Genomic DNA, 19,465 nt, shown 5'->3' with positions numbered 1-19,465 from the left:
ATGCCCGACCACTCTTGTAAATGCGGCCGCAATCGTGCAATGCGGCCGCATTCAACAACGGCGTTAGACATAAATGATACAGACCCCTTACTACCTGATCGACAAGGCCGGCCTGCTCCGCAATCTGGAGAAAATCGCTTATGTGCGAGAGCGGTCGGGCGCAAAGGCGCTTCTGGCCCTGAAATGTTTCGCGACATGGTGCGTGTTCGATTTCATGCGCGATTACATGGACGGCACCACGTCGTCGTCACTCAACGAGGTGCGTCTTGGCCACGAACGCTTCGGCAAGGAGACGCATGCCTATTCGGTTGCCTATGCCGACTACGAGATAGACGAGGTGATCTCCCATGCGGACAAGATCATCTTCAATTCGATCAGCCAGTTGGAGCGGTTTGCTGAAAAATCCGCGGGCATCGTTCGCGGACTGCGCCTCAATCCGCAAGTGAGTTCCTCCAGTTTCGACCTTGCCGATCCTGCCCGCCCGTTCTCGCGTTTGGGTGAATGGGATCCCGCAAAGGTGGCCAGGGTCATGGATCGCATCAGCGGCTTCATGATCCACAACAACTGCGAGAATGCCGACTTCTCCCTGTTCGACCGGATGCTCGGCGACATTGAACAGAAATTCGGCGAGCTGTTGAAACGGGCGGAGTGGGTCAGCCTTGGCGGCGGCATCCACTTTACCGGCGGAACCTATCCACTCGATCTGTTTGCCGACCGCCTGAAGGCGTTTTCGCAAACCTACGGCGTCCAGGTCTATCTGGAGCCGGGCGAAGCCTCGATCACCAATTCGACAACGCTCGAAACCACCGTGCTCGACACGCTCTTCAACGGCAAGAACCTGGCGATCGTCGATGCATCCATCGAAGCGCATATGCTCGATCTCCTGATCTATCGCGAAAGCGCAAAGGTGAAACCGAATGACGGTCCGCACCGTTACATGGTCTGCGGCAAATCCTGCCTCGCCGGGGATATCTTCGGCGAGTTCGATTTTCCCAACGCGCTCAAGACCGGTGACCGCGTCTCGATCCAGGACGCGGCTGGCTACACGATGGTCAAGAAGAACTGGTTTAACGGCGTGAAAATGCCGGCCATAGCGGTGAAGGAACTGGACGGCACGATCACGCCCATCCGCGAATTCACCTACCTGGATTACGAACAGAGTCTGTCCTGAGACCGGAAACTCGAACACCCTCTCAAGTTCCAAGGAAGGTTTACGATCTTATGAAAAAGAATGTTCTCATCATCGGCGCCGGAGGTGTCGCTCAGGTGGTGGCGCATAAATGCGCGCAGAACAACGATGTTCTGGGTGACATCCACATTGCCTCGCGCACAAAGACGAAATGCGACCGTATTATCGAGACCGTGCACGAGAAAAACGCCCTCAAACAGCCGGGCGTTCTCGAAGGGCACGAACTCAACGCTCTCGACATCGAGGCCACCGCGGACCTGATCCTGAAAACCGGTTGTGAGATTGTCATCAATGTCGGCACGGCTTTCTTGAACATGTCCGTGCTCAGCGCGTGTCTCAAGACGGGTGCTGCCTATATCGATACCGCCATTCACGAAGAGCCGGGCAAGATCTGCGAAACCCCGCCCTGGTACGCGAACTACGAATGGAAACGCGCGGAAGAATGCGAGAAGGCCGGCGTGACCGCCATTCTCGGCGCCGGGTTCGACCCGGGCGTCGTCAACGCCTATGCCCGCCTTGCAAAGGACGACTATCTCGACAAGGTCACAGAGGTCGATATCGTCGATATCAATGCCGGCAGCCACCAGCAGTATTTCGCCACCAATTTCGACCCGGAGATCAATTTCCGGGAGTTCACCGGCACGGTCTATTCCTGGCAGAAGGGCGAATGGCAGGAAAACAGGATGTTCGAGATCGGCAAGGAATACGACCTGCCGGTGGTTGGCAAGAGCATGGCCTATCTGTGCGGCCACGACGAGGTGCATTCTCTGTCCAGGAACATGGACGGTGCGGATGTCCGTTTCTGGATGGGCTTCGGCGAACACTACATCAACGTCTTTACCGTGCTGAAGAACATTGGCCTGCTGTCGGAACAGCCGGTCAAGACCGCCGAGGGGCAGGAAGTCGTGCCGCTCAAGGTGGTCAAGGCCTGCCTGCCGGATCCGTCCTCGCTCGCGCCGGAATATACGGGCAAGACCTGCATCGGCGACTTCGTGAAGGGCATCAAGGACGGCAAGGACCACGAGGTGTTCATCTATAATGTTGCCGATCACAAGGAAGCCTATGAGGAAGTCGGCAGCCAGGGGATTTCCTATACGGCGGGCGTGCCGCCGGTCGCCGCTGCCATGCTGATCGCGACCGGTGAGTGGGACGTCAGGAAGATGGCCAACGTGGAAGAACTGCCACCGCATCCGTTCCTGGGCATCCTGAACCGGATCGGCCTGCCGACCCGCATCAAGGACGCGGCCGGCGACCGGGCTATCGCGTTTTAGGACCAGGTCACGGACTCATCAGCCCCGGCCATGGCCAGGGCTGATGGCATGGGAAGCTGTGCGGGACCGGCCGCAGCGGAGTTCTTCATCCGCCAAACGAGCCCGGTAGCTTCACCATCAGACAAAAACCGGCGGCCGGGTTTCTCCCGTGCCGCCGGCTGCTTTTCGACGTTGCCGTGGCTCTTAGAACGTCGCCTTTGCGCCCACACCGAACATGCGCGGTGCCGTCATGATCGCGAAGGATGCGACACCCGGCCGGTTTTCCAGATAGGTCGGAACACGTTCGTCGAAGATGTTGTTCACGTATCCATAGATCTGGAAATGGTCGTGAATCTGGTACGTCGCACGGGCATTGGCGATCGTGTAGGGATCCACCTGAAAGGCCTGGGAGTTGAGGTCGTCGGAATAGTAGCCGTCGAAATGCTCGACATTTGCCGACAGCACCAGGTTTTCCAAGACGCTCCAGTCCACGCCGAAACCAAGCGTATAGCCAGGAGACTTGCTGAATTCGTTGCCTTCCACCGTGGGAAGCGTGTCGAACTGAGTGATTTCGCTCTGCAGCACGCCAGCATTGGCATTGACGCGCAGATTGTCCAGCACCTGATAACTCATCGAGACTTCGAGGCCATAGGCATGAGCCTTTTCCGCATTCAGCGTCAGGAGCTGGGTTACAGAACTGCCGGGAAGGACGGTCTGAAAGTACCGCTGGGAATCCTGGTAATCCGTGTAGAACAGGTTCGCCGAGACAAACAGCTTGTCGTCCAGCAGATTTGCGCGGCCGAAGATCTCGTAGTTCCAGGAGGTTTCCTCCTTAAACGGCAAGACCTCGCCATTGAGGAAATCAAAGGCAACACCGCCGGGATTGAAACCCCGGTTGATCAGGCCGCCCACGGTCACATCCGGCGTTATGTTGTAAGCTAGGGCGACCTTGGGCAGGACCGCGTTGAAGGTTTCGTCATATTTGAAGTCCACCGGCCTGAAGGCCGCCGTCGTCGACAGACCTTCGCGCTTGATCCGGTCGCTCTCGAACCGGAGACCGCCTGTCAGCGTCCAGGTCTCGTTGATGCGATAGTCGATTTCCGTGAAGACGCCCAGATTGGTTTTTGAGTCCTCGAAATCCGGTGACCCGTTGAACGGCAGCATAAGGCTTTCGTCCGACTGCGTGTGGGCGGCGTACAGGCCGGCGACACCGCTGAACATGCTGTCCTGGGTGCCGAAGTTCACCAGAGCCTCGTTCGTCCAGTTTTGCTGGTCGATGGTCGCGTCGCCATTGCCGATTGTTTCAAGGCGGCGATCGACATAGAGGTCGGTGTATTGTGTCTGGTTGCTGACAACGACACCGTTTTCGAACTCGTAGGAAAGATCGAAGATCCCGGTATTCGAGCGCGAATAAAAGCTCGGCACGCTGGCCTGATCGTTTTCAAGCCTGTCGAAGGGCTGAACGGTGGCGGCTTCATATGTCGGCTGGTTGTTCTGCGCCGCCGCATAGGTGAGCTTTGCCGTCAATCCCGGAATCGCGTCCGGCGTATAGAGCAGCTTCGCACGCCCATTGAAGGACATGATGTCGAGGTCCGTGACCTCCTCGGAGAAGCTTGAATTGATGTAGTCGATGAAGGTATCGCGGCCGTAATAGTCCAGCGCGACGCGGGCGGCGAGCTGGCTGCTCAGCGGCCCACTCAGCATGCCGGACACCCGGTGGGTATTGTAGCTGCCGTATTCCGCCTGCAGGGCGCCTTCCGGTGTGAAAGTCGGATCCTTGGTCTTTACGATGATCGCGCCGGCGATGCTGTTGGCGCCTTGCGATGTGGTCTGAGGTCCGCGGAAGACCTCGATCTGATCTAGATCCCAGATGGACGTCGCCCCGAACACGGTTTCGAAATAGGTCTGGTAGTGCCCGTCGATATTGATCGAGGCCCGTGGCACAGTGCCGGAATAGAATGCGACCGCACCTGTGTTCGGTCCCTGTGTATCCTGTCCGCGAATAATGGGCGCAACACCCACCGTTCCGGGAAAGTAGACGTTCGGGACGTCCTTGATGGCACTTTGAACACTCTGTTCTTCAGGACGCGTTTCCTGATCCTCGGCGGTAATGATTTCCACCGAACTGGCCGTTTCCTGCAGGCTGCGGGAGATTTTTTCCCCGCTTACATAAATCGTATCGAGAACAGTGACATCTGAACCGTCGCCTGCTCCAGTATCCTGAGCGAACGCGATACAGGAAACAAACTGTGAAATAGTAATCACAGCTGTACTTCCAAGCAACGTTGAAATTCGTGTCAGTTTCATCTTATTACCCTGATGATGATGGTTCTGCGCAAGCTGGCGTGATCTGGCGTGCGACAGTTTTTTGAGGAGTAGTTCCATTGCCCAATGCGACCATCACTTGCCCAACCCTCGGGAAAATGGATCAACTGAATTTCACTATACAGAACTCATTACACATTTCAACATGAGTTAAAAACTCATGAATAAAAGTTGCGAAACGGCAACACTGATCCTCAACAAGCTGAATTTTAACGAAAAATATCAGAAATGACCGATTGAACTCACCGCGTTTGCCCCATACCCTTATGGGCAGACGGGAGAGAGAACCTTTGCAAAACACTTTGAAAAACGGGAGTGCGGGAGAGCCCCAGCGGTTTCCGCACCATGTGCCGGGCTCATGAGCGCCGAGGACGATGAAGATACGCAGGGCCCGGCGCGCAAACGCTCCGGAAACATCCAGTCCGTTTCCATTGCAACGCGGTTTCTGAACATTCTCGCCAACGGGTCCGAACCCATGGCCCTGGGTGTGATCGCCAGGAAAGCGGGGACCGGCAGCCCGACGGCCCATCGCTATCTGCAGAGCCTGGTGAAAGAGGGGCTGGTCATGCAGGACCCGCAGACCGGCTTTTACGATCTTGGCCCGACGGCCTTGAGCATCGGCATCGGCGCCCTGAAGAGAATAGATCCCGTCGATATCGCCGGGAGACACACCAAGAAGCTGGCCAGCGGCCTGGCCGCGAGTGCCGGCGTGGCCATCTGGACGGAGCGCGGCCCCACTGTTGTGCGCTGGTACCGCAGCGCCCTCTTTTCCATCAGTTCCGTTGGACTGGGCGACGTTCTTCCGGTCGACAATTCCGCGTGCGGACTGGTCTTTCAGGCCTTTCTGCCGGACAAACAGATCGATGTGGCGCGAAAGCTGCAGCCCACGCATTTCCGCGGCAAGCGGCCCTCGCGAGAGACCCTGGAAACCGTGCGCTCAACCTGCTGGGCGGAGCTGACCGACCATCTTCTGCCCGGCATTACCGGTCAGGCGGTTCCCGTATTCGATGCGCAACAGGAAATCGCATGTGTCATGACGACGGTCACAAATCTCGGTCTGCTGCACAAGCCGGAAGACAGGAAGGCACTGCTTGACTGCGCCAAACAGGCCGCGCGGGAAACAGGGGGCACCGCAGCCTTTTCACTCAAGTGACAATAAACACCAGAGGTCGAAAACATCCCGATCTCAATCGGTTCCGCGGGCGTCAGTTTTCTAACTCCGTGGGCACGGTCCGCTCGTCTGTCGAAAACTTGAGCTGATCCCTTTTTATGAGCGCGGTCGTCACGTTGCTCCTCATTCGTTTGTGAAAGGCCTGCGACAGATATGGATTTTTGCTCGCATTTGATGAAATACAAAGCGGATTGGGCCAAACCGGTAAATGGTTCTCATTCGAACACTATAACGTTTCCACGGACCTCTTCGTTATATCCAAAGGCACAGGTGGAGGGATTCCGCTTTCTCTTCTCGTCTTGCTTCGAAGCGACGCGTGGCGTCCGGGCACGCGGGTATGGACTTAATAACGCCGCGAGAGCAGACTTCCCGGCGTTTGTCGCATTATTCAAGCATCCTGACCCTGAAACGCGCGGTTTGGGCCGCTTTGATTTCAAGGCGGTGTGATACGGTTGGCGGCAGACCAGACATTCGGAGAAATGTCGCAGCCAAGGCCAAGTTCCCTGAGCCGTTCGGATCTCTGCCCGATCTGATAAGGACCGTCGACAGTGGGACACTGGCAGGTTGTCAGGCCGTTTTCGTCCTGTTTGCACGGAGCGGTCATGCAGCCTGCATACAGACCGCCCTCGCATGCGGTCGAGCCAAAACTGTGCTCCGAGACATGATCCAAACTGAAAGTCGAAATCAGCGTCACATCTTTCAGATTCTTGTAAAGCGTCTGCGGAGAGCCCGTACCGATATTGCCAAGCATCGAGCAGACCTCCGCCTGCTGACAGCCCTCGCCCTGGAAATCGGAACCGGCACAGCTGTTCAGGTTTGTCAGGTTGAGGCATTTACCGCCCAGTGGTCCGCATTCCTCTATGGTTTTCTTGTGTGTTTCTTTCTGCAGGATGCCGGTCATCAGGACATAATTGTACTGAAGTTCCAGGTTCAGGGGATTTTTGTCCGAAACGTCAGGCAAGTCGGTTACCGCGTAGCAGGTGCATTCGGCTGCCCCGGGGCCGTTGGGATCCACCTTGCATGGCAGGACCGGCGGGTCGGAATACCGTCTGCTCGGCGTCGCGATATCGGGGCCGGAATAATAACAAAGCGCGTAGGGGTTGCCGCTACACGCGAGGAACTGGGTGGGTACGGTCCAGCTGTCCGATCCGGGCGGTGGCAGATTGTCCGCAGCATGCGCGGGAACCGGGATAATGTAGAACCCCAGGGTAAGAAATACGGCGGCGAGAATACCCTTCATAGTCTCTCTCCATAAATATCAGTCGGGAAATTCCTCGATTGTATTCAATTCTTGAAAACTATCACAGGTTGATACGGCGGCCAAATGATAGATCCGCGCGCACCGCAGGGATCAAAACGATCCATCAAATGCCGGGACTAAACACCTAGGGTCTGTGGACAATAAGGAATTGGTCGAGGTTTGGATGCAAAACGCCCAGTTCAAGAAGCAAGGTCGTCGCAGGAAGGGTGTTCCCTTTCAAGACATTGCGACGCCGAAATGGGCGTTTTGCGCCAAATCTCTTCGAGACGTGGCGGATTTCGGTCCCGACTGTGTCGGAAAGTCCTTGTGGTGGGCCGCACCACTGCGGACTTTCCTCCTGTTCAGACACCGAAATCCGGCTCGCGCCGCGACCCAAACCTAATTGTCCACAGACCCTAAAGCCGCTGTGTGTAGGTTGCCGCCTTCATGAGAACCGCATAGTCCCTGGAAAGATCGAGAAACGCGTCATAGCTTTTCTGGACTTCGGCGAATGACGGGTTGGAGGCGGCGTTTTCCGCCATGACCTCGGCAACGGCTGTCTTGAGCGCTGCCGTCACGTCTTGCGGGAAGGCGGTAAAGGTGATGCCTTCCGATTTCAGCTTCCGCATGGCGACCGCGTTGTAATAATCGAACTGGGCCGTGGTTTCCACCGAAGCGGCCTCGGCGGCGTTGGCGATAATGGCCTGCAGGTGCGGCGCCAGGCTGTCGTAAGCCTCCTTGTTGACGACGATCTCAAGACCCGCCGAAGGCTCGTGGAAGGCAGGAACGTAGCAGTATTTCGCGACCTTCTGCAGGCCGAAAGCCTGATCCAGCATCGGTCCGACCCATTCGGCCGCGTCGATCGCGCCGGACTGGAACGCCGGGAAGATTTCCGGAGGCGGCAGCAGAACGGCATTGACACCCAGCTTGCGCATCGCCTCCCCGCCAAGGCCCGCGATACGCATGTTCAGTCCGGCCAGATCGTTCAGGCTCTCAATCGGCTTCTTGAACCAGCCGGCTGCCTGGACGCCGGAGTTTCCGGAATAAAACGGGACCAGCCCGCGTTCGGCATAGATGCTGTTCCACAGATCCTGTCCGCCGCCATAACGCAGCCAGGCGGTTGTCTCTTCGGCCGTCATGCCGAAGGGAACGGCGGAAAAGAAATGCAGGGCCGAGTTTTTCGACGCCGCGTAATAGGGCGTGGAATGACCTATTTCAGCCGTCCCCTGCTCTACCGCGTCCTCGACGCTGAACGGTGGCACGAGTTCGCCGCTCGAATAGACCTTGAAGGTCAGCTGGCCGTCGGACATGGCGGCCACGCGGTCGGCGAAGGTGGTGACGTTCGTGCCGACACCCGGCGCCTTGGCCGGAAAGGACGTCGGCAGCTTCCACTCGACCTTGCCCTGGGCAATTGCCGGTGCCGCCAGCATGGTTGCGGGTGCGGCAATAGCGCCCGCCTTCAAGAAATCACGTCTTTTCATAGATTATCTCCCCGACTGATCAGAACAGAATTGCGGGCAACCAGGTTGAAAGCGCCGGAAAGGCGGCGACAAGTGCCAGTGCCAGCAGTTGAATGGCGACAAACGGAATAACCGCGACATAAATATCCGCCGTCCTGATTTCCGCAGGCGCGACCGACCTGTAATAGAAGAGCGCGAAACCGAATGGCGGTGTCAAGAACGATGTTTGCAGATTGAGCGCGATCAGCACCGCGAACCAGACCGGGCTGATGTCCGATTGCAGGATGATCGGCCCGACGATGGGAACGACGATGAAAATGATCTCCACGAATTCCAGAATGAAGCCGAGCAGGAAGATCACCAGCATCGTCAGCAACAGCATGCCATAGGCCCCGCCGGGCAACGACTGCAACAGCTCGGCGACATGTTCGTCGCCGTCAAAACCGCGAAAGACCAGCGACAGGATACCGGCGGCGATCACGATGCCGAAGATCATGCCGGTGATCGTAACGGTTTCGCGCAACGCCGGCAGAAGCACACCGCCGCGCAGAAGCGAAACCATCGCGGCAAGCAGCAGCGCGAAGGCACATGCCGTCAGCGAAACCGAAATCACCGTCAGGAGCGACCAGGCGATGCGTCCGCCGGAGAACTCCAGGCCGAACAGTCCTGCCTGACGCAATCCCAGAAGCAGGACGGCAAGCGCGGCGCAGGCTGACGCGATGCGCAAACTGGGGCGGCTTTCGACCGCCGACGCGATCAGGATGGCTCCGGCCACACCGACGCTGGCAGCCTCCGTGGGGGTCGCGATGCCAAGCAGAATACTGCCGAGAACGGCAACGATGAGCCCAAGCGTCGGGGCGATATTGCGGGCCAGTTGACCGGCGGAAATTTCGGTGCGGACAGGGGCCGATTGGTCCCTGGAGGGAGATGCGCGCAGTTTCAACAGAACATAGGCCGCATAGAATGCCACCAGCAGCAGTCCGGGAATAAGCGCCCCTGCGAACAGGTCGCCGACGGTCACGGGATCCGGCGCGAAATTGCCGGCTTCCTGCTGCGCCTGGAAATAGGCATTTGAGACCTGATCCCCGAGCAGGATCAGCACGATAGAGGGCGGGATGATCTGGCCGAGCGTGCCGCTGGCGCAAATCAGCCCGCTGCTCATATGCTTGTTCACACCGGCGGACAAAAGCGCCGGCAGCGTGATGGTGCCGAGCATGACTATCGTCGCGCCGATAATGCCTGTCGAGGCGGCGATCAACGCGCTGACGAGCACCACCGACACCGCCAGCGCCGACTGGTTGCCGCCGAGCGCGGCCGTGAGACTCTTCAGCATGCGCTCGGCCTGACCGGATTTCTCCAGCAGCAGCCCCATGAGCACAAAAAGCGGCACGGCAAGAAGCAGCGGGTTGGTCATCACGCCGTAGACCCGCTGGGGCACCGCCTGAAAAAAGACCAGGTCGAAATCCCCCGCTGTTGCCGCGAGAAGCGCAATCAGCGTCGGAGCGCCGGCAATAGCCAGAAGGACAGGAACACCGGAGAGGATTGCGCCGAAGACGGCGAAAGCCAGAACGGCAAGCCAGAGAAGATCCGGGTTCATCTGGCGGCAATCCGCCGAATGAGACCGGCAAAGCGGTGAAGAACAAGCAGAACAATCAACAACGGCAGGATCAGGAGGCAGGTCTTGACGATGAACAGGCCCGGCAGGCCGCCGGTTTCCGGCGAGCCTTCGAGAATGGCCCAGGAACTTCGCACCAGCGGGAACGCCGACCACGCCATGAGAGCGAAAACCGGCAGCGCAAGCAGGAGATCGCCAAGCCAGTCGACCCGCCGGTTGGTGAGCGCGCTCCATCTCTGGCGCAGGACATCCACACGCACATGTCTGTCCGCATCGAAGGTCACGGCGACCGACAGGGCAACGAGCGCCGCGAACGCGTAGTTGACCCCATCCTGGATTTCCAGAAAGCCGACGCCGAGAAGATAGCGCATCAGCACCATGGCGAGTTGTCCGAGAAAGACGATGACGGCCAGCCCCATGCAGACCGACCGCACGGTCACAAACACATTCCGCATAAAATGTCCGTTTTGCGCAAAATTACGGTTCTTCGATCGCCAGCAGAAGTCACGTCCCGCCAGCTCGGGAGCGGACCAACTTAATTGGCGGAATCACGCGTGTATACAATGATTTGCCGGAATTCATGCGGGGTAACAGGATTTCTTGTTTCCGCCCTCCAAAAGACCGAAATTCGCTTATTCCCGCTGCCGCGGCCAGTCTCCGCCGCGCATTCGCGGTTTGCACGGTCAATCCCGTAAGACTCAGGAACCGTCGCCGCGCGGCCTGCGTGCGTCATCGGAACGCATTTCCAGCCACATGGCGTTCATGATCGCCATGCAGCACGCAAGAGGCATGCCGAGCGCCCAGGCAAAATACCACATCCGTTCATCTCCTCAGTAAGCCGTATGGTTGTCGCGTTCGATGGTTTCCTCGTCAACCTTGCCCCAAAGCACCTTGTAGACCCAAGCCGTGTAGACAAGGATGATCGGCAGAAAGATCGCCGTCGCCACGAGCATGTTGAACAGGGTCCGATGCGTGGAAGCCGCGTCCCACACCGTCAGGCTGGCCTCCGGCTGGACCGAGGATGGCAGGATGAAGGGGAACATGGAGACGCCCACGGTGGAAATGATCCCGAACACCGCCAATTTGGAGAACCCGAAGACCAGCATTTCCAGTCGTGTCTGCAGCAGGATCAGTGTTCCGACGAGGCCGAGGAAACCGATTGCGGGCGCCAGCCAAAGGATCGGATGCGCCGCATAATTGCGCATCCAGGCGCCGCCCTCCACCACCACCTGCTTGGCAAGCGGGTTGGCCGCCATGTTTGGATCGACTTCGGAAGTGATCCGGAAGCCTTCGACAAAACCGGTGGCGACCAGATACCCGCCAAGCGCGAAGAGCACGATGCCAAAACCGGCGGCAACCGTGCCGGTACGGCGGGCCCGGCGTGCGATATCCCCGCTGGCCCGCATGACCAGCCAGACCGAGCCGTGCATGACCAGCATCGTCACGGAAAGCAATCCGCAAAGCAGGGGGAAGAGGGAAAACAACCCGAAGAACGAACCGTCATACGTCATGCGCAGGTCCGAATCGAGCTTGTAGGGCACACCCAACAGGACATTGCCCACCGCAACGCCAAACACCAGCGCCGGAACGAAGGAGCCGGTAAACAAGGCCCAGTCCCAGGCGCTCCGCCACGACGGGTCGGGCCGCTTGGATCTGTACTTGAATGCCACCGGCCGCAGGATCATGGCGGCGAGCACCACGAACATCGCAAGGTAAAAACCGGAAAAGCTGATTGCGTAAAGCGGCGGCCAGGCGGCGAAGATGGCCCCGCCCGCCAGGATGAACCAGACCTGATTGCCTTCCCAGGTCGCGCCGATGGTGTTGATCACGATACGCCGCTCTATATCGGTCTCGGCAATGAAGGGCAGCAGGGTTCCAACGCCCATGTCGAAACCGTCCATGACCGCAAATCCGATCAGCAGCACGCCGAGAAGCAGCCACCAGATCATTTTCAGCGTCGAGTAATCGATCAATTCATGAAGAACCATATGTCCTACTCCGCTGGAACAGGGGCTGCGCCGGAGACCGGACGCGGTGACGTTTCAGACGAGGGGTCTGCCGGGTCCCCGTCATCCGGGCCTATCCTGACATATTTGATCATCAGGGCGACCTCGATCACCAGAAGCGTGCTGTAAAGCGCCACGAACCCGGCAAGTGTCAGCAACACCTCCGTCACGCTGAGGCTCGAAACCCCGACCGCCGTCGGCAGCATGCTTTCAATGATCCAGGGCTGACGGCCATATTCGGCGACGAACCAGCCCATCTCGCAGGCAATCCAGGGGAGCGGGATCGACCAGACCGCGATATGCAGCAGCCAACGGCGCTTTTCCCGAAGCGCATCGAGCTGCCCCGAGGAGGAATAATAGAAGAAGACCGCCGTCATCAGGATAAAGAAGAACCCGCAGGCGACCATGATCCGGAACGCGTAGAACATCGGAAGGACGTTAGGTACGGTCGACCACGCGGCCGCATCCACCTGGTCGGCTGTCGCTTCCATCGGATTGTCGGTAAATGGCAGCAGAAGATAGGCGTAGCCAAGGGACTCTGAATTCCTGGCGAAGGTGTTGCGCACCTCTTCATCGACGCCCTTGGGATCGCTGCGGATTTTCTGCAAGGCATCCCAGGCGATAGCCCCCTGCACGATGCGATCCTTCGAGTGCTCGACAAGGTCCTTGATTCCCGGGATCACCGTATCGAGGGACCGGGTGGCGATCAGGCCCATCACAAAGGGCACCTCGATGGCAAATAGGTTGTCGCGACCCTTCATGTCCGGCCACGCAACGAGGTTGAAAGACGCAGGCGCGGGTTCGGTTTCCCACATCGCCTCGATGGTGGCGAGTTTCATCTTCTGGTTCAGGTTGGCTTCATAGCCGCTCTCGTCTCCCAGGACGACAACCGACAGGGCGGAGGCAAAACCGAAGGCCGAGGCAATTGCCATCGACCGTTTGGCGATCCGCACGTGCCGGCCCTGCAGCATGTACCAGGCGGATATGCCCAGCATGAACATGGCGGCGGTGATATAGCCCGCGGAGACCGTGTGAACGAATTTCGCCTGGGCGACCGGGTTGAACAGAACGTCATAGAAGCTGGAGACTTCCATGCGCATCGTGTCCGGATTGAAGACGGAGCCCACCGGATGCTGCATCCAGCCGTTGGCTATGAGGATCCACAGCGCGGAGAGATTGGTTCCTATCGCCACGGCCCAGGTGGCGGCAAGGTGCTGGCGTCTGGAGAGCTTGTCCCAGCCGAAGAAGAACAGGCCGACGAAGGTTGCCTCCAGGAAAAACGCCATCAGGCCTTCAATCGCAAGCGGCGCTCCGAAGACGTCGCCGACAAACTGGCTGAAATAGGCCCAGTTCATGCCGAACTGGAATTCCATGGTGAGGCCTGTCGCGACCCCGAGGACGAAATTGATCCCGAAGAGCGTGCCCCAGAACTTGACCATGCGCTTCCAGATCTCACGGCCGGTCATCACATAGACCGTTTCCATGGTTGCAAGCAGAACGGACAGTCCGATCGTCAATGGCACGAACAGGAAATGGTAAAGCGCCGTCATGGCAAATTGCAGGCGGGACAGGTCGACAACGTCGAATTCCATCTTTTTTCCCCTTTTCAAGCCACAACCGACTTGAGCGCGATGCATTTGCATCCAAGGCGTGAAGGCTCACATACGATGCGGGTTTGATGTGTACGGGCGAACCTGGATTCAAACCAGAGTTTCCAGCTCCGACAAAAGAGATAAACCGGCTAAAGTCAGGACCTTATACTATGACCTTCCACATCCGGGATCGTGACCCAGCGGCCGGGCAAGGTCAATGCGACAGATGGTGACCGGCCCCCGGAAACTTCGGCGAAGCTGCCTTTACTCACCGGATTTCATGTCCAGGTTCAGGCAGGCGCAGTATCCGGTCCGCGGCATCAAGCTCAAGCCGCTTGTGCGCGATCATCAGAACCGACGCGTTTCCTCTGAATTGCAGAAACCGGGACAGAACATCACGAGCAGTTTCGCTGTCGAGCCCTTCCGTCATCTCATCGAGAATAAAAAGTTTCGGCCGGGTCAAAAACGCCCGCGCCAGCGCCAGCCGCCGTTGCTCGCCGCCGGAGAGGCCGAGCCCCCCCTCGCCCAGAACTGTGCCAAGTCCCTGCGAGCTGTCGGAAATCCGCTCAACCAGCGCGGCATGCTCCAATGCGGTCCAAAGGTCCGCATCGGTCGCGTCGGCATTTGCGATGCGCAGATTGGCAGCGACCGTGTCATTGAACAGATACGCCCGCTGACCGAGCACGGTGATCGACCGGCGCAGCGTCTGCTCGTCGTACTCGCCAAGGTCCCGTCCATCCAGACATACGCGGCCGGCGCGAGGATCAAGCATGCGTGACGCGATGGCCGCGACAGTGCTCTTGCCACACCCGCTTCGTCCGGCAATCGCGACCGCTTCCGCTTTGCCGATGTCGAATGACAGCGTCTCGAGAACATCGCGCGCGGCTCCCGGATAGCGGAAAGTCACGTCCTCAAAGCCAAGCAGTGGAGGATTGTCGCCTGGCCGATGGATCGCGGGCGTTTGCGCGTTGGACGTTCGCGCGGGTGCCACGGATTGAAGGGCCGATACCCGTTTGGCCGCCAATGCGGTGCGCGGCAGTCTGGCCAGGCCCGGCAGGGCCATGGAAAACAGCTCCGGCAAAACCACCACGACCAGAACCAGCCCGGCAGCAAGAGCCGGGCTGAACGCGGCTTGCGCTGCTCCCACGACCGCCACGGCAAGGGAGACGGCAAGAAAAACCTGGCCGACAAGGCCCGAGAGACAAATCAACCGGGTTGCCCGGCGTTCCTCCACGTCCTCGGCCGCCGTCAACCGTTCGTCAGCGGACAGGATAGATGCCGCAACCGCATCGAGACCGCCATAGATGGCAAGGTCGCGGCGGCCCGCGACCAGATCGGCCGCCCGAAGCCTGATGGCGTCCGAAGCGGCATCCGCCCGCCGCGCGGCCTTTCTGTCCGCCCGGGCGACCGAAATCCACGCCAGCCCGGCCCAGGCACCCAGAAACACGACCCCTGCCACAAACACCGGAACGGCTATGGCAAACCAGACGCACAAGAGAGCGGCAGCGGTGAAAACACACAGAAGGACCGGCACGACGATCCGTAGATAAACCGTGTCCAGTGCGCTGATATCCAGGGTCAGGCGGTTGAGGAGAACACCTGACCGGCGGTGGCGGTCTCTCCTTGTCAAGAACGCGGCGAAAAGCTGATTGCGCAACGCGGTCAGGAACCGGAACGTCGCGTCATGCGTAACCACCCGTTCTCCGTATCTTCCCGCGGTTCTGACGATGGCGAGCGCGCGGATGATCGCGCTCGGCGCGAAAATGTTCAGAAACGCGCCGCTCAGCCCCGCCAGCGCCGCGGCGGTGATGAACCATCCGGAGACCCCGAGCAGCAGGATACCGGCAACAGCGGGCAGGATGGCCGCGAGAATGCCAAGCCAGAAATGGAACCGGTCATGCTGGTGCTGAGAGGAAACGATCCGCCAGACGGCTTTCATGGCGTGGCCCCCTCCCTCACTCCGGCCGTCAGCTCGGCAAGATCAATGGTCCGGCCCGGCATTTCGAGGACAGCCGGATCATGGGAGGCGATCAGGGAGGTGCGGCCGGCCGTGAGGGTTTTCAGGCCCCGGATCACGTCGGCCGCTGTATCTTCGTCGAGACCCGCGGTCGGCTCGTCGGCAAGGACCAGTGTTGCCTTGCGGTGCATGGCGGCGCGCGCCAGCGCCACGCGGCGGATTTCGCCGACCGACAGGCCAAACCCGTCTTCCCCCAACGGGGTGGCAAGCCCGTGCGGCAGACGCCTAACAAGGTCCTCCGCGCCGGCCAGACGCAGAGCTGTCCAGAGGTCGTCTTCGCTTACCGGAGCTCCGTCCTCCACCCCCTTGAGCAGATTGGCCTTCAGGCTTCCATGGAAGAGACGCGGGGACTGGCTGATCCAGATCACATTGCGGCGCAGAAGACCGGCAACCAGCCGTGCGCTCTTTCCATCGATCCGTATTTCCCCCTCCTCGGGCAGATGAAATCCGAGAAGACAATCCAGAAGGGTCGTCTTGCCGCTGCCGCTCGGTCCGGTGAGAAAAACCGTTTCTCCCGGTGCCACATCAAGATCCATGTTCCTGAAGACCCGCCGCCCCGCAAGGGAGAGCGTCACGTCCGAAAAGCGGATCGACGGCGGCGATGAGATGCCATCCACAGCGACCGCAGCCGGGTTTTCCATAGAGATGCATTCAGGCAGTTGCGGACTATCCGGTCCGATTTCCTCGATCAGTGCCGCCAGTTTCTCCAGCGCAGCCACACCGGCGGCGCGGTCGTGATAGGCCGCGGCATAGGCCCTGAGCGGCGCGAAAAATTCCGGCGCCAGCAGCAGGACGAACAGCCCGCCCGAATAGGTCAACGGGGCGCCCCAGGTGCCGAACTCAATATCTCCCAGCAGCGAAAACCCGACATAGACCGCGCAAAACGCGATGCCGAGCGCGGAAAACAGCTCCAGGACGGTGGAGGACAGGAAGGCGATCTTGAGAACGCGCATGGTTCCGAGCCGGAAGCGCTCTCCGGCGGAGCGGATATCGTCTTCGGTGCGTTCGGCCGCGCCGAACAGGACCAGCGTTTCCAGTCCGCGGATACGGTCCAGAAGTATACCGCTCAATCGGGTCAGTTCTTCCTGCTGCGCCGCGCTCGCGGCTTTCGCCCGCATTCCGATGAGCGCCATGAAGACGGGGATCAGCGGTCCGCAAATCAAAAGGATCAGCGCGGCCAGCCAGCTGAACCAGACCGTAACAAGAACGATCGCCAGCGGCACCAGTTTCAGGCGCATGACTTGCGGGACATAATTGCGGTAATAGGGCCCGAGAAGATCGACCTGTTCGGTGATCTGGGCCGCGAAAACGCCCGACGCGGGAAAAACCGCGGCGGGGGACCGCTCCACCGCCACCCGCAGGATGTCCGCCCTCGCCCGGCTCTGGATCTTGCGCGCAATGCGGCGGGCGCCGTTCAGTGCGCGGTTCTGCAAAAGCATCCTGAGCACCGCGAGGCAGACCAGGCCCGCGACGATCACGAGAAGCTGACCGGAAACCGATGCGGATTGAGGGCTGGTTGCTCCGGCCCCAAAGAGGTCCGCCAGCATTGCTCCAAGGGCAATTGAGATCAATCCGGCTTGCGGGATCCACAGCAGATCGGACATCCCGAGGAGGTAGCCGGTCCGGCGCAGGCTGTGCCCCTCACTTGCGAGCGGCTGACCGATAGCGGCATTTGCTTGCCGCTGCGCCGTCTCTCCCGCTCCGGGTGTCTGTGAAGTCAATCTCTTTAGCATCGCAAATGTGATGTCGCGCTCCCCCGGCGAATTCAAGTGGCACATTGCCACGGTTTCCCCGCCCTCCCGTCTTACCGCGCCTGTATTTCGAGTTCCACAAGGAAACGGGTCAGGTCAGGAGTGCAGAAAGACCTGCGGAAAACAAAAAAGGGGCGACGCGATTGCGCCGCCCTCTCAAAATTTTCTGAACCTTCCTGCCTTCAGCAGAAAGCAGGCTGGTCCGATCTTACTTCATCGTCGGAATGGAGAACTCGGCGCCATCCTTCAGGCCGGACGGCCAGCGGGAGGTGACGGTCTTGGTACGGGTGTAGAACTTGAACCCGTCCGAACCGTGCTGGTTGAGATCACCGAAGCCGGATTTCTTCCAGCCGCCGAAGGTGTGATAGGCGAGCGGCACCGGGATCGGCACGTTGATGCCGACCATGCCGATATTGATGCGCGAGGCGAAATCGCGCGCCGTATCGCCGTCACGGGTAAAGATCGCCGTGCCGTTGCCGTACTCGTGGCTCATCGGCAGGTCGAGGGCTTCCTCATAGTCCTTCGCGCGGACAACGGAGAGAACCGGGCCGAAGATTTCGGTCTTGTAGATGTCCATGTCCCTGGTGACATTATCGAACAGGCAACCACCCATGAAGAAACCGTCCTCATAGCCCTGCATGGAGAAGTCGCGGCCGTCGACAACGAGCTTAGCCCCTTCCTTGATGCCCTGCTCGACAAGGCCCTTGACGCGCGCCAGGGCTTCCCTGGTGACCAGCGGACCGAAATCGACGTCGTTGCCGGCCGTGTAGGGACCGATCTTCAGGGCTTCGATCTTCGGCGTCAGCTTTTCGATCAGTGCGTCGGCGGTGCTTTCCCCGACCGGAACCGCGACGGAAACCGCCATGCAGCGTTCACCGGCCGCGCCGTAGCCCGCGCCGATCAGCGCGTCGGCGGCCTGATCCATGTCGGCATCCGGCATAATGATCATGTGGTTTTTCGCGCCGCCGAAGCACTGCGCCCGTTTGCCGGAGGCCGTTGCGCGCGAGTAGACATATTGCGCGATAGGCGTGGAGCCGACAAAGCCGACGGCCTGAATGGTCTCGTCGTCCAGGATTGCGTCCACAGCGCTCTTGTCGCCGTTGACGACGTTCAGGATACCGGCGGGCAGACCGGCCTCGATCATCAGTTCGGCGAGCATGATCGGCACGGACGGATCGCGCTCGGAAGGCTTCAAAATGAAGGCATTGCCGGCGGCGATCGCCGGGCAGAATTTCCACATCGGGATCATCGCCGGGAAGTTGAACGGCGTGATGCCGGCGACGACGCCGAGCGGCTGGCGCATGGAATACATGTCGATGCCCGGACCCGCGCCCTCGGAGAATTCACCCTTGAGGAGATGCGGGGCACCGATGCAGAATTCCGCGACTTCCAGGCCGCGGATCACATCGCCCTTGGCGTCCGGCAGGGTCTTGCCGTGTTCACGTGAGAGCGCTTCGGCCAGCTTGTCCATGTCGCGGTTGAGCAGGTCGACGAATTTCATCATGACGCGGGCACGGCGCTGCGGGTTGGTGGCCGCCCAGGCCGGCTGCGCGGCAGCGGCATTGGCGATGGCCGCGTCCATTTCCTGCTGGCTGGCGAGCGCGACCTGAGCCTGCACCTCGCCGGTGGCCGGATTATAGACATCCGCGAAACGGCCGGATGTACCATCCACATGCTTGCCGCCGATAAAATGACCGATTTTCTGCATTTTGCGTTTCTCCCATAAGCCCTGCCGCGCGCAGACCCTGTTTCTGGCTTTTAATTCTCTGTCTTTTTGACTTTTATTTTTGCAATAAACAAGCCGCAGTTTTCCGTATCTGTTGTGCGTTTTTTATAGTTATGGTACAAA

General features: G+C 59.5%; 14 protein-coding genes and 1 pseudogene. 4 read left to right on the top strand and 11 right to left on the bottom strand.

The genetic code is table 11. The features are described 5' to 3' along the window. Positions 1-73 precede the first annotated feature (73 nt). Entirely contained in the window at positions 74-1,171 is a 1,098-nt protein-coding gene (locus CLV41_RS20120; protein WP_103224222.1) for a carboxynorspermidine decarboxylase, read from the top strand. 50 nt (positions 1,172-1,221) lie between these two features. Then, complete coding sequence (locus CLV41_RS20115) at positions 1,222-2,460, top strand: saccharopine dehydrogenase family protein (protein WP_103224221.1); 1,239 nt, start codon at positions 1,222-1,224, stop codon at positions 2,458-2,460. Between the two features lie 183 nt (positions 2,461-2,643). Here CLV41_RS20115 and CLV41_RS20110 read toward each other — a convergent pair whose 3' ends face one another. Next, on the bottom strand, positions 2,644-4,746 hold the full coding sequence (locus tag CLV41_RS20110; RefSeq protein WP_103224220.1) for a TonB-dependent receptor: 2,103 nt from the start codon (positions 4,744-4,746) through the stop codon (positions 2,644-2,646). 376 nt (positions 4,747-5,122) lie between these two features. Here CLV41_RS20110 and CLV41_RS20105 point away from each other — a divergent pair, with 376 nt between their 5' ends. Together CLV41_RS20105 and CLV41_RS28400 are read left to right on the top strand one after the other, a co-directional pair. Beyond that, positions 5,123-5,917 carry an IclR family transcriptional regulator gene (locus tag CLV41_RS20105; protein WP_103224219.1) on the top strand — a complete coding sequence of 265 codons (795 nt, stop codon included), beginning with the start codon at positions 5,123-5,125 and terminating at the stop codon, positions 5,915-5,917. A 170-nt stretch (positions 5,918-6,087) separates the two neighbouring features. Then, a pseudogene (locus CLV41_RS28400) lies at positions 6,088-6,282 on the top strand (aminotransferase class III-fold pyridoxal phosphate-dependent enzyme); the annotation flags it as partial. 86 nt (positions 6,283-6,368) lie between these two features. Here the strand turns inward: CLV41_RS28400 and CLV41_RS20095 are convergent. The 10 genes from CLV41_RS20095 to CLV41_RS20045 all read right to left on the bottom strand — a co-directional run bounded on the left by CLV41_RS20095 (position 6,369) and on the right by CLV41_RS20045 (position 19,324). Next, on the bottom strand, positions 6,369-7,175 hold the full coding sequence (locus CLV41_RS20095; protein ID WP_103224217.1) for a hypothetical protein: 807 nt from the start codon (positions 7,173-7,175) through the stop codon (positions 6,369-6,371). 416 nt (positions 7,176-7,591) lie between these two features. Further along, positions 7,592-8,656 (bottom strand): TRAP transporter substrate-binding protein, encoded by a 1,065-nt coding sequence (locus tag CLV41_RS20085; protein WP_103224215.1) that lies wholly within the window; start codon positions 8,654-8,656, stop codon positions 7,592-7,594. Between the two features lie 19 nt (positions 8,657-8,675). Next, complete coding sequence (locus CLV41_RS20080) at positions 8,676-10,232, bottom strand: TRAP transporter large permease (protein ID WP_103224214.1); 1,557 nt, start codon at positions 10,230-10,232, stop codon at positions 8,676-8,678. Next, positions 10,229-10,705, bottom strand: a complete 477-nt coding sequence (locus tag CLV41_RS20075) for a TRAP transporter small permease subunit (protein ID WP_208987630.1) — start codon at positions 10,703-10,705, stop codon at positions 10,229-10,231. Before CLV41_RS20075 ends, CLV41_RS20080 begins: the two co-directional genes overlap by 4 nt. A gap of 243 nt (positions 10,706-10,948) precedes the next feature. Continuing rightward, positions 10,949-11,068, bottom strand: a complete 120-nt coding sequence (gene cydX / locus CLV41_RS20070) for a cytochrome bd-I oxidase subunit CydX (RefSeq protein WP_103224213.1) — start codon at positions 11,066-11,068, stop codon at positions 10,949-10,951. A gap of 12 nt (positions 11,069-11,080) precedes the next feature. Then, positions 11,081-12,238, bottom strand: coding sequence for a cytochrome d ubiquinol oxidase subunit II (gene cydB, locus CLV41_RS20065; protein WP_103224212.1), 1,158 nt, complete (start codon positions 12,236-12,238; stop codon positions 11,081-11,083). Positions 12,239-12,243: 5 nt separating this feature from the next. Continuing rightward, complete coding sequence (locus CLV41_RS20060; protein ID WP_103224211.1) at positions 12,244-13,848, bottom strand: cytochrome ubiquinol oxidase subunit I; 1,605 nt, start codon at positions 13,846-13,848, stop codon at positions 12,244-12,246. A gap of 268 nt (positions 13,849-14,116) precedes the next feature. Continuing rightward, on the bottom strand, positions 14,117-15,787 hold the full coding sequence (cydC, locus tag CLV41_RS20055; RefSeq protein WP_103224210.1) for a thiol reductant ABC exporter subunit CydC: 1,671 nt from the start codon (positions 15,785-15,787) through the stop codon (positions 14,117-14,119). Further along, positions 15,784-17,643, bottom strand: coding sequence for a thiol reductant ABC exporter subunit CydD (cydD, locus tag CLV41_RS20050; protein ID WP_208987629.1), 1,860 nt, complete (start codon positions 17,641-17,643; stop codon positions 15,784-15,786). Before cydD ends, cydC begins: the two co-directional genes overlap by 4 nt. A 181-nt stretch (positions 17,644-17,824) precedes the next feature. Then, the gene (locus CLV41_RS20045) at positions 17,825-19,324 is read right to left on the bottom strand and encodes a CoA-acylating methylmalonate-semialdehyde dehydrogenase (RefSeq protein WP_103224209.1); all 1,500 of its coding nucleotides are present in this window, start codon (positions 19,322-19,324) and stop codon (positions 17,825-17,827) included. Positions 19,325-19,465 lie beyond the last annotated feature (141 nt).

It is taken from the genome of Roseibium marinum, assembly GCF_002906165.1.
GTDB classification, from domain to species: domain Bacteria; phylum Pseudomonadota; class Alphaproteobacteria; order Rhizobiales; family Stappiaceae; genus Roseibium; species Roseibium marinum.
The sequence above is the reverse complement of the archived record's forward strand: the minus strand, read 5'-3'. Positions and strand labels throughout refer to the sequence as shown.

Coding starts and splice junctions, on each gene's coding strand:
- CLV41_RS20075 (WP_208987630.1), bottom strand. CDS start 10,705: ATGCGGAATGTGTTTGTGACCGTGCGGTCGGTCTGCATGGGGCTGGCC.
- CLV41_RS20045 (WP_103224209.1), bottom strand. CDS start 19,324: ATGCAGAAAATCGGTCATTTTATCGGCGGCAAGCATGTGGATGGTACA.
- CLV41_RS20120 (WP_103224222.1), top strand. CDS start 74: ATGATACAGACCCCTTACTACCTGATCGACAAGGCCGGCCTGCTCCGC.
- CLV41_RS20115 (WP_103224221.1), top strand. CDS start 1,222: ATGAAAAAGAATGTTCTCATCATCGGCGCCGGAGGTGTCGCTCAGGTG.
- cydB (WP_103224212.1), bottom strand. CDS start 12,238: ATGGTTCTTCATGAATTGATCGATTACTCGACGCTGAAAATGATCTGG.
- CLV41_RS20095 (WP_103224217.1), bottom strand. CDS start 7,175: ATGAAGGGTATTCTCGCCGCCGTATTTCTTACCCTGGGGTTCTACATT.
- cydC (WP_103224210.1), bottom strand. CDS start 15,787: ATGAAAGCCGTCTGGCGGATCGTTTCCTCTCAGCACCAGCATGACCGG.
- CLV41_RS20110 (WP_103224220.1), bottom strand. CDS start 4,746: ATGAAACTGACACGAATTTCAACGTTGCTTGGAAGTACAGCTGTGATT.
- CLV41_RS20080 (WP_103224214.1), bottom strand. CDS start 10,232: ATGAACCCGGATCTTCTCTGGCTTGCCGTTCTGGCTTTCGCCGTCTTC.
- CLV41_RS20085 (WP_103224215.1), bottom strand. CDS start 8,656: ATGAAAAGACGTGATTTCTTGAAGGCGGGCGCTATTGCCGCACCCGCA.
- cydD (WP_208987629.1), bottom strand. CDS start 17,643: ATGTGCCACTTGAATTCGCCGGGGGAGCGCGACATCACATTTGCGATG.
- cydX (WP_103224213.1), bottom strand. CDS start 11,068: ATGTGGTATTTTGCCTGGGCGCTCGGCATGCCTCTTGCGTGCTGCATG.
- CLV41_RS20105 (WP_103224219.1), top strand. CDS start 5,123: ATGAGCGCCGAGGACGATGAAGATACGCAGGGCCCGGCGCGCAAACGC.
- CLV41_RS20060 (WP_103224211.1), bottom strand. CDS start 13,848: ATGGAATTCGACGTTGTCGACCTGTCCCGCCTGCAATTTGCCATGACG.